Origin of the sequence: Mesorhizobium sp. M7A.F.Ca.ET.027.03.2.1 (assembly GCF_003999175.1) — a bacterium.
Taxonomy (GTDB): domain Bacteria; phylum Pseudomonadota; class Alphaproteobacteria; order Rhizobiales; family Rhizobiaceae; genus Mesorhizobium.
The window spans coordinates 1-2,532 of the sequence record NZ_RZOM01000908.1 but is presented as its reverse complement, the minus strand read 5'-3'; the positions used below and the strand labels follow the sequence as shown (position 1 = coordinate 2,532).

General features: G+C 61.4%; 3 protein-coding genes. 1 reads left to right on the top strand and 2 read right to left on the bottom strand.

Annotated features, from left to right (window positions below):
- Positions 1-323 (bottom strand): TIM barrel protein (locus EN750_RS28830; protein WP_145968004.1); only part of this gene is annotated, 323 nt, incomplete at its 3' end.
- Between the two features lie 10 nt (positions 324-333).
- Positions 334-2,115: a glyoxylate carboligase gene (gcl, locus tag EN750_RS28825; protein ID WP_127398781.1), complete on the bottom strand. Its 1,782-nt coding sequence runs from the start codon at positions 2,113-2,115 to the stop codon at positions 334-336.
- 213 nt (positions 2,116-2,328) lie between these two features.
- Between gcl and EN750_RS28820 the strand changes: the two genes are divergently transcribed.
- A partial coding sequence (locus EN750_RS28820; protein WP_127398780.1) for a helix-turn-helix domain-containing protein occupies positions 2,329-2,532 on the top strand: 204 nt, incomplete at its 3' end.

Below are 2,532 nucleotides of genomic sequence, written 5' to 3'. Positions count from 1 at the left end.
ATGCCGGCCAGGCAATTGACCTGCTCACAGCCGAGCGCCTGCGCATAGGTGATCGCCTTGGCGATGCCCTGGCGGAATTCCGGCACGCGGTCCGGCAGCACGGCAATGCCGCGTTCGCCCTTGCCCCAGTCGCCCGCCGGCAGGTTGAACAGCACCTGGGTCAGACCGTTCTTCTTCAACCGGGCGGCGACGACATCGGGCGCATGGTCATAGGGGCCGATATATTCGACGCCCTTGAAGCCGGCGCGGGCGGCGGCATCGAAACGGTCGAGGAACTCATGCTCGCCAAAGAGCATCGACAGATTGGCTGAAAAACGCGGCATTCTTTTTCTCCTAATCCAACATCACGATCGCCGTCGGCGCATCCTCGTGGCTTTCGGCAAGCTCCTCGAATTCGGTGATCTTGTCGATCTCGATGCCCATCGAGATGTTGGTGACGCGTTCGAGGATGAATTCGAGCACGACCGGAACCCGGTGCTCTTTCATCAGCCGCTGCGCCTCCTTGAAAGCTCCGGCGAATTCTTCCGGCTTGCGCACCCTGACCGCCTTGCAGCCCATCGCCTCGGCGACGGCAACGTGATCGACGCCGTAGCCGGCCTCGGGATCGCCTGACCGGTTGATGTTCTCGAAGGCGAGGTCGACCTCGAAGTCCATCGAAAAGCCGCGCTGCGCCTGGCGGATCAGGCCGAGATAGGCGTTGTTCACGACAACATGCAGATAGGGCAATTTGTGCTGTGCGCCGACCGCCAGTTCCTCGATCATGAACTGGAAATCATAGTCGCCCGACAGCGCCACGATGGTCCGGTCGGGATCGGCGGCGCGAACGCCAAGGGCAGCCGGCAAGGTCCAGCCAAGCGGGCCGGCCTGGCCGCAATTGATCCAGTTGCGCGGCTTGTAGACATGCAGGAACTGCGCACCGGCGATCTGCGACAGGCCGATCGTGGTGACATAGGTGACGTCGCGACCGAACGCCTTGTTCATCTCCTCATAGACACGCTGCGGCTTCAGCGGCACCTGGTCGAAATGCGTCTTGCGCTTCATCGTCTTCTTGCGGGCCTGGCATTCCTTCGCCCAGCCGGACCAGTCGCGCAGTCTGCCTGCCGTCTTCCATTCGGTGGCGACGTCGAGCAGCATCTTCAGTGCGGCACCGGCATCCGAAACGACGCCGAGATCCGGCGCGAAGACACGGCCGATCTGCGTCGGCTCGATGTCGACATGAATGAACTTTTTGCCCTTGGTGTAGACATCGACGGAGCCGGTGTGGCGGTTGGCCCAGCGGGTGCCGATGCCGAAGACGAAGTCGGCTTCCAGCATCGTCGCATTGCCATAGCGGTGCGAGGTCTGCAGCCCGCACATGCCGGCCATCAGCCGGTGGTCGTCGGGGATGGCGCCCCAGCCCATCAAGGTCGGGATGACCGGCACGCCTGAAATCTCGGCGAATTCGATCAGCAGATCGGACGCATCGGCGTTGATGATGCCGCCGCCGGCGACGATCAGCGGCTTTTCGGCCGAATTGAGCATCGTCAACGCCTTTTCGGCCTGGGCGCGCGTCATGGCCGGCTTGAACGGCGTCAGCGGTTCATAGGCATCGATGTCGAATTCGATTTCGGCGAGTTGCACGTCGACCGGCAGGTCGATCAGCACCGGGCCGGGACGTGACGAGCGCATCAGATGAAATGCCTTCTGCAGCGCCATGGGGACGAGATAGGGCTCCATGACGGTGACCGCCCATTTGGCGACGGGTGCCGCAATGGCTGATATGTCGACGGCCTGGAAATCCTCCTTGTTCAGCCGCGCCCGTGGCGCCTGCCCGGTGATGCACAGGATCGGGATGGAATCCGCGGCGGCCGAATAGAGCCCGGTGATCATGTCGGTGCCGGCCGGACCCGAAGTGCCGATGCACAGGCCGATATTGCCTGCCTTGGCGCGGGTAAAACCTTCCGCCATGTGCGAGGCGCCCTCGACGTGACGGGCTAGCACGTGGCGGACCGTTCCCTTGGCCTTCAGCGCCGAATAGAATGGATTGATCGCCGCGCCCGGCACGCCGAAAGCGCAGGAAATGCCTTCCTTTTCGAGAACGAGAACCGCGGCATCGACAGCGCGCATCCTGGCCATTTCCAGCCCTCCACGGGGTTTGTCATTGTTGGATTGGCCAAGGATGTCAGCACGCCGGATATTTTTCAATTTTTTCAGAATATTTTTTCATTTTAAGAAAACAGCACCAGACTTCTGATTTTATTTGGTTTTCCGTTTTCCAAGAACTCGGGTAGCGATCATAGTGAAAAACTTTTTCATTGCGCATTTTGAGAAACGACCGAGAATGGCGGCATGGAAACGACCGAAAAACGCCAGCGCGGCCGGCCGCGCGCTTTCAACGGGCCATCGGAGGTCAGTTCGGTGCAGTCGCTCGACCGGGCACTGCGCATCCTGGCCATTGTCGCGGAAGGCAGCGGCCTGTCGCTGAGCGAGATCTCGGCGCAGAGCGGCCTTGCCGCCTCCACCGCCTATCGCATGCTGACGACGCTGCAAAAC

Excerpts from the sequence above, each read along its gene's own strand:
- gcl (WP_127398781.1), bottom strand. The coding sequence starts at position 2,115 with ATGGCCAGGATGCGCGCTGTCGATGCCGCGGTTCTCGTTCTCGAAAAG.